This window comes from Actinoplanes sp. ATCC 53533, assembly GCF_003947245.1.
In genome coordinates this window covers 63,066-71,291 of record NZ_QHHV01000158.1, presented here as the reverse complement: position 1 = coordinate 71,291, position 8,226 = coordinate 63,066, and the positions used below count along the sequence as shown (strand labels likewise).

Genomic DNA, 8,226 nt, shown 5'->3' with positions numbered 1-8,226 from the left:
CGGCCGGCCCGTCGAGCCCGACGTATAGATCACATACGCCAACGACTCCGCCGAAGTCGACCGCACCGGATCCGTGACCGGGAACCCCTCGACCACAACCGTGTCAACACACACCAACCGGCCTTCATAACCCCGGAACCGGCCCATGAGACTGCCCTGCGTCAACACCACCCGGGCACCGGTATCAGCGATCATGAACCCGATCCGGTCCACCGGGAACCCCGGATCCAACGGCACATACGCCCCACCGGCCTTCAACACCGCCAGCAACGCCACCACCATGTCCACACCCCGCTCGACACACACCCCGACCCGGGCCTCGGCACCCACCCCAAGCCCGATCAAGTAATGCGCCAACCGGTTCACCCGCGCGTTCAGCTCCCCGTAGGAAACCTCCACCCCACCACACACCACCGCCACCCCGGCCGGATCCGACCGCACCCGATCCTCGAACCACTCATGCACACCACCATCAGCCAGAGCCCGCACCACACCCAAACCCCCGGCCAACAACGAACCCCCCGCCGACACCACCGGCAAACCCGAAACCCGCACCCCGGAAACCCCGGAAGCCACCGACGACAACAGGCCCGTCAACGCACCCACAAACCGCCGCACCCAAGCCTCGGAGAACAACCCCGACCGGTAGCCGAGGACGATGTCAAGGGTCTCGCCGTGTTCGGCCACCGACAGGCTCAGGTCGAACTTGGTGACCTGAGGTTCGAGGTCCAACGCCGACACGTCGAGGCCGGCCAGAGCGGGTGGTCCGCCCGGGCCGGGGTTCATTTCCAGCCACACCTGGAAGAAGGGCGATCCGGCCGCCTGGCGCGGCGGGGCCAGCTCCTCGACCAGCCGTTCGAACGGCACGTCCTGGTGCTCGAACGCGCCCAGCACCACCTCCCGCACCCGCCCGACCAACTCCCCGAACGTCGGATCACCCGACAGATCCGTCCGCAACACCAGCACGTTGAAGAACAGCCCCACCAACCCGTCAACCTCCGGCGACCCCCGACCCGCGACCGGAGAACCCACCGACACATCCCTCGAACCCGACCACCGCGACACCACCAACTGCACCGCCGCCATCACCACCATGAACAGCGTCGCCCCCTGGTCGGCCGCGAGGGTGCGGAGTCCGTTGGTCACCTCCCCGTCCACCACGAACCGCACCGCCCGGCCGTCGACGGCCGATTCGGCCGGCAGGGTCGCCGGGGTCGGGCGGTCGCCGGGGAGGGTCGCCACGGAGAGGCCGGCCAGCTGAGTGCGCCAGTAGGTCACCGAATCGGCCAGCGCTGCCCCGGCCGAGGCCTGTTCCTGCCAGGCGGCGACGTCGCCGTACTGCACCGCCAGCTCCGGCAACACCGCCGCCCGACCCGCCACCCCAGCCGCATACAACTCCGCCAACTCGCCCACGAACAGGCCCATCGACCAACCATCGAACACAATGTGATGCACCACGAACAACACCACAAAGTCATCAACGCCCAACCGCACCACAGTCACCCGCACCAACGGATCCGACCGCAGATCGAAGGCCACCAACTCCTCACCCCGCGCCACCACCAGCGCCTCAGCCCACCCGTCCACGGCTCGCTCGACCCAACCAACGCGGGGCTCACCCACCCCTACCGCGACCCCATCAACCCCATCGACGAACACCGACCGCAACACCTCATGCCGCGCCACCACCCCCAGCACCGCACCCCGCAACACACCCACATCCAACGCCCCCCGGACCCGCCACCCGAACGGCACATTGAACTCCGGCGAACCACCCCCCAACTCCGACATGAACCACACCCGCCGCTGCGCCAACGACAACGGCACCACCGCTCCGGGCGGGCGGCGGGTCACGCCACTGCGCATCGAGACCGCGGCTCCATCAGTCAGGCCGGCCAGGTCGCGGATGGTGGGGTGGGTGAAGAGGTCCCGCACTCCGATGTGGGCAGACGTCTCCCGGTTGATCGTGTTGACCAGTTGGATCGCGAGTAGGGAGTGGCCGCCGAGGTCGAAGAAGTTGTCGAAGACGCCGATGCGGTCACGGCCGAGGACGGTCTGCCAGATCCGGGTGAGGTCGTGTTCGGCGGGTGTCACGGGTGGTTGGTAGCTGGAGGTGGTGACCGTGCCGGGGGTGGGCAGGGCCTTGCGGTCGATCTTCCCGTTCGGGTTCAGCGGGAGCCCGTCGAGGAACACCCACGCGGTGGGATGCATGTAGGCCGGTAGGCGGCTGCTCAGATATTCGCGCAGTACCGCCGGGGCGGGCGCGTCGGCCGGGACCACGTAGCCGACCAGTTGCGGGCCACCGACCAGGTCGTCGGCCACGGTGACGTGGGCGGCGGTCACCATCGGATGGCTGACCACCGCCGCCTCGACCTCGCCGGGTTCTACCCGGTAGCCGCGGATCTTGATCTGGTCGTCGGACCGGCCGAGGAACTCGACGTTGCCGTCGGGGAGGACCCGGGCCAGGTCCCCGGTCCGGTAGAGCCGACCGCCCGGTACCGGTCCGAACCGGTCCGGGATGAACTTGTCCGCGGTCAGATCAGGCCTGCCGTGATAGCCCCGGACCACACCCGTCCCACCCACGAGCAGCTCACCGGTGACACCGATCTCGGCCAACTCACCGGCGTAATCCACCACGAACATCCACGTGTTCGGGATCGGCCGGCCGATCGGCACCGTCCGCGTCGAGACCAGCCCGTCGGCCTGGAACACCGAATTGGCCACCGTCACCTCGGTCGGCCCGTACTCGTTGAGCACCACCACGTCCGGGGCCAACCGCCGCCAATACTCCAGCGACGCCGCCGAGAACGACTCGGCTCCGACCACCACCGTCGCGGCCAACCCGGCCGCCTCGGCCGGTGTCAACTGCGCGGTCAACAGATCCAGATGCGACGGGGTGAGCTTGATGAACGAGTACGGCCCACCAGCGACGAGCAACTCCCCCAACCGGGCGATGTCGAACCCCTCCGGTAACAGATGAACGGTCTGACCGGCGATCAACGGGCCGAACAGATTCGGCACCACCGCGTCGAACCCGATCGAGGAGAACACCGGCGCCCCACCCACACCACGACCGGAATAGCCCTCCACACACCAACGGACGAAGTTCGCCAGCCCTCCGTGCTCGACCAGCACCCCCTTCGGCCGGCCCGTCGAGCCCGACGTATAGATCACATACGCCAACGACTCCGCCGAAGTCGACCGCACCGGATCCGTGACCGGGAACCCCTCGACCACAACCGTGTCAACACACACCAACCGGCCTTCATAACCCCGGAACCGGCCCATGAGACTGCCCTGCGTCAACACCACCCGGGCACCGGTATCAGCGATCATGAACCCGATCCGGTCCACCGGGAACCCCGGATCCAACGGCACATACGCCCCACCGGCCTTCAACACCGCCAGCAACGCCACCACCATGTCCACACCCCGCTCGACACACACCCCGACCCGGGCCTCGGCACCCACCCCAAGCCCGATCAAGTAATGCGCCAACCGGTTCACCCGCGCGTTCAGCTCCCCGTAGGAAACCTCCACCCCACCACACACCACCGCGACCCCGGCCGGATCCGACCGCACCCGATCCTCGAACCACTCATGCACACCACCATCAGCCAGAGCCCGCACCACACCCAAACCCCCGGCCAACAACGAACCCCCCGCCGACACCACCGGCAAACCCGAAACCCGCACCCCGGAAACCCCGGAAGCCACCGACGACAACAGGCCCGTCAACGCACCCACGAACCGCCGCACCCAAGCCTCGGAGAACAACCCCGACCGGTAGCCCACCAGGCCGACCAGACCACCGTCGCGTTCCCGCAGCGACACACTGAGATCGAACTTGGCGACCTGCGGATCGATGGCCAGTTCCTCGGTCGTCGCGCCGGGCAGGGCGAGGTCCACTGTGGTGGTGTTGTTCAGCTCCAGCCAGACCTGGAACAGCGGTGTCTGGTCAAGCCTGCGCTGCGGGGCCAGCTCCTCGACCAGCCGTTCGAACGGCACGTCCTGGTGCTCGAACGCGCCCAGCACCACCTCCCGCACCCGCCCGACCAGCTCCCCGAACGTCGGGTCACCCGACAGATCCGTCCGCAACACCAACACGTTGAAGAACAGCCCCACCAACCCGTCAACCTCCGGCGACCCCCGACCCGCGACCGGAGAACCCACCGACACATCCCTCGAACCCGACCACCGCGACACCACCAACTGCACCGCCGCCATCACCACCATGAACAGCGTCGCTCCCTGGCCGGCGGCCATGCTTCGCAGCGCCGAGACGACCTCGGCCGGCACCGCGAACCGCACCGCACCGGCTGCCGCCCCGTCGGACCGCACCCCGTCCCCGGGCAACTCCGCCGGCACCAGGCCGGCCAGCTGGCGCCGCCAGTAGGTCAGCGAGCCGGCCAGCACCTCGCCCGACAGCATCTCCCGCTGCCAGGCGGCGACGTCGCCGTACTGCACCGCCAACTCCGGCAACACCGCCGCCCGACCCGCCACCCCCGCCGCATACAACTCCGCCAACTCGCCCACGAACAGGCCCATCGACCAACCATCGAACACAATGTGATGCACCACGAACAACACCACAAAGTCATCAACGCCCAACCGCACCACAGTCACCCGCACCAACGGATCCGACCGCAGATCGAAAGCCACCAACTCCTCACCCCGCGCCACCACCAGCGCCTCAGCCCACCCGTCCACGGCTCGCTCGACCCAACCAACCCGGGCCTCGCCCACCCCTACCGCGACCCCATCAACCCCATCGACGAACACCGACCGCAACACCTCATGCCGCGCCACCACCCCCAGCACCGCACCCCGCAACACACCCACATCCAACGCCCCCCGGACCCGCCACCCGAACGGCACATTGAACTCCGGCGAACCACCCCCCAACTCCGACATGAACCACACCCGCCGCTGCGCCAACGACAACGGCACCACCGCTCCGGGCGGGCGGCGGGTCACGCCGTCCCACGCCGGCCCGTCACCGCTGCCGTTCACCACGGCCAGCCCTCGGATCGTGGGATGGGTGAAGAGGTCCCGCACTCCGATGTGCGCGGACGTCTCCCGGTTGATCGCGTTCACCAGCTGGATCGCGAGCAGGGAGTGGCCGCCGAGGTCGAAGAAGTTGTCCACGGCGCCGACGCGGTCGCGCGCCAATACCCGCTCCCACACGGCGGCGATCTCCCGCTCGGCCGCGGTAGCCGGGGGCTCGTAGCGACCGACCGGGTCTGCCGGGTCCGGGGCGGGCAGCGCCCGGCGGTCGACCTTGCCGTTGGCGGAGAACGGCATCGAGTCGAGCGTGACCCAGGCCGTCGGATGCATGTAGGCCGGAAGGATGCCGGACAGGTGGGCACGGAGGTCGGTCGTCGACGGGGGGTCGAGGCGGTCGACCGGCACGACGTAGCCGATGAGCCGCAGCCCTCCGGTCGGCGACGGCCCGGCGGTGACGTGGGCCGCCGCGACCTTCGCGCTGCTGAGCAGGGCGGCCTCGACATCCGCCGGCTCGATGCGGTAGCCGCGGATCTTGACCTGGTCGTCCACCCGGCCCAGGAACTCGATGACCCCGTCGGGGCGGCGCCGGACCAGGTCGCCGGTGCGGTACAGCCGGGCGCCGGGCACGCCGGAGTAGGGATCGGGCAGGAACCGGCCGGCGGTCAGCCCGGGGCGGCCGAGGTAGCCCCGGCACACGCCGAGGCCACCGATGTAGAGCTCGCCGACCGCCCCGACGGGCACCAACCGCAGGAGGCTGTCGGCCACGTGGAGCTGGGTGTTGGTGATCGGCAGGCCGATCGGCACCGGCCCCTGTGACAGGTCGTCCGGCACCTCGTAGATCGATGATCCGACGACCGTCTCGGTCGGACCGTACTCGTTGAGGAACACCGCGTTCGGGGCGATCCGGCGCCAGTCGGCGACGGACTCGGCCGGCAGCTGCTCGCCGCCGGTCATGATGATGCGGACCGAGTCGATCCGCACGTCGGGCCCGAGGCGCGCGTACAGGGCGATCAGGTGCGCCGGGGTCAGCTTGATCAGCATCAGGTCGCGGCCCGGCTCCAGCAGGGCCACCGCCAAATGCTCCAGCATGTCCACTTCGGGCAGCAGCGTCACGTCCCGGCCGGTGATCAGCGGCAGGAACAGGGGCGATACGGTGAAGTCGAAGCTGACCGGCGAGTGGAGCAGGGTTCCGTTGCGGCCGCCACGGTCGCAGATCCCCCGCAGCCAGTACAGGAAGTTGGTCAGGCCGCGGTGGGTGACGGCGGCGCCTTTCGGCCGCCCGGTGGAACCCGACGTATAGATCACATACGCCAGATTGTCCGGCCCGACCACCCCCACCGGATCATCAACCCGACACCCGGCCAACTCCCCGACCACATCCTCCAACACCACACCCGACACACCCACCGGCAACCGATCCACCACCCCCGCCCGGGTCAACACCACCCCCGGCCGCGAATCCGCCACCATGAACGCCACCCGATCCGCCGGATACCCCGGATCCAACGGCACATACGCACCCCCCGCCTTCAACACCCCCAACACCGCCACCACCAACTCCACACCCCGATCCAGGAACAACCCCACCAACGACTCCGCACCCACCCCCCTCGACCGCAACCACCACGCCAACCGATTAGCCCGCACATTCAACTCACCGAACGACACCACCTCCCCACCACACACCACCGCCACCGCATCCGGACACAACCGCACCCGCTCCTCGAACCACCCCGGCAACGCACACCCATCCCCCACCTCCACCACCGCACCCGCCGCCAACTCCACCAACCACCGCCGCTCATCACCCCCCAACAAACCCAACTCCGACACCGCCACATCCGCCCCCACCACCACCGACTCCAACAACGCCGCGAAATGCCCCTGCATCCGCTCCACAGTGGAGCGGCTGATCAGGGCCTCGTCGAAGTCCCACACCCCGACGTAGTGGCCGTCCTCGCGGACGACGGCGAGCACCAGCCCGACCGGCGCCGGGGCCGTCGCGGTGCGGAACGGGGTGATCCGCAGCCCGGGCCGCTCCACCGCGTCGCGCCCGATGTCGGCCAGCTGGAACATGACGTCGAAGAACGGCTGCCGGGCGCCGTCCCGCTCGGGCTCGAGGTCGGCCACCACCTGCTCGAACGGCACATCCTGGTGGGCGTACGCGTCCAGGGTCATCTCCCGGACCCGGCCGAGCAGCTGCCGGAAGGTGGGCCGGCCGGTCAGGTCCACCCGCAGGGCCACCGTGTTGACGAAGAAGCCGATCAGCGGCTCGACCTCGGCCCGGTGCCGCCCACCGAGGAGGCTGCCGATCACGACGTCCTCCTGCCCCTCGTACCGGTTCAGCAGGGTCGCGAACGCCGCCAGCAGCACCATGAACAGGGAGGCGCCCTCGGCCCGGCCCAGCCCGTCCAGCGCCGCCAGCAGCTCGTCGGAGAGCGGCTGCGAGGAGGTCGCGCTCCGCCGATCGGCCGCCGTCTCCGTCGCCGCCGCGGTCACCCGGCCCGGCAGGGTCAGGCGGGGTGGCTCGTCGCCGAGCTGTCCACGCCAGTAGCCCAGCTGCCGGTCGAGCTCGCCGCCAGCCAGCCAGTCCCGCTGCCAGGCCGCGAAGTCGGCGTACTGGATGGGCAGGTCGGGCAGCGGCGACGGCTCGCCGGCGTGGAACGCGCCGTACAGGGTGGCCAGCTCGCGGTAGAGCACCTGCATCGACCACGCGTCGCCGACCAGGTGGTCCAGCGTGATCAGCAGGATGTGCTCGTCGCCCGGCAGCCGGATCGCGGCCGCCCGGATCGGTGGCTCGGTCGCCGGGTCGAACGGGCGGGCCAGCTCGGCCTGGGCGAGCCGGTCCAGGGCCGCCTCCACGTCGTCACCGCCGCCGGTCAGGAGCCCGGCCACGTCCAGGACGGGCAGCTCGACCGGCCCGGGCGGGGCGATCACCTGGCTGAGCTCGCCACCGTCCCAGGCCAGCGTGGTGCGCAGCGTCTCGTGCCGGCGCACCGTCTCGGCCAGTGCCTGGCGCAGCAGGGGCAGCCGGAGCGGACCGCTGATCCGCAGTCCCAACTGGACGTTGTAGGTGGCGGCGCCCGCCTCCAGCTGCTCAAGAAACCACATCCGCCGCTGCGCGAAGGACGCCGGCGCGACCTCGAGGTCGGTGACCGGTGGCGTGTTCGTCATGATGGAATCTCCTGGAGTGCTCATTCGCGGACGAAGGTCGGGGGC

1 protein-coding gene is annotated in these 8,226 nt (G+C 69.7%); it reads right to left on the bottom strand.

Annotation, left to right across the window (positions count from 1 at the left end):
* A partial coding sequence (locus tag DMB66_RS41805) for a non-ribosomal peptide synthetase (protein WP_158647543.1) occupies positions 1-8,181 on the bottom strand: 8,181 nt, incomplete at its 3' end.
* Positions 8,182-8,226 lie beyond the last annotated feature (45 nt).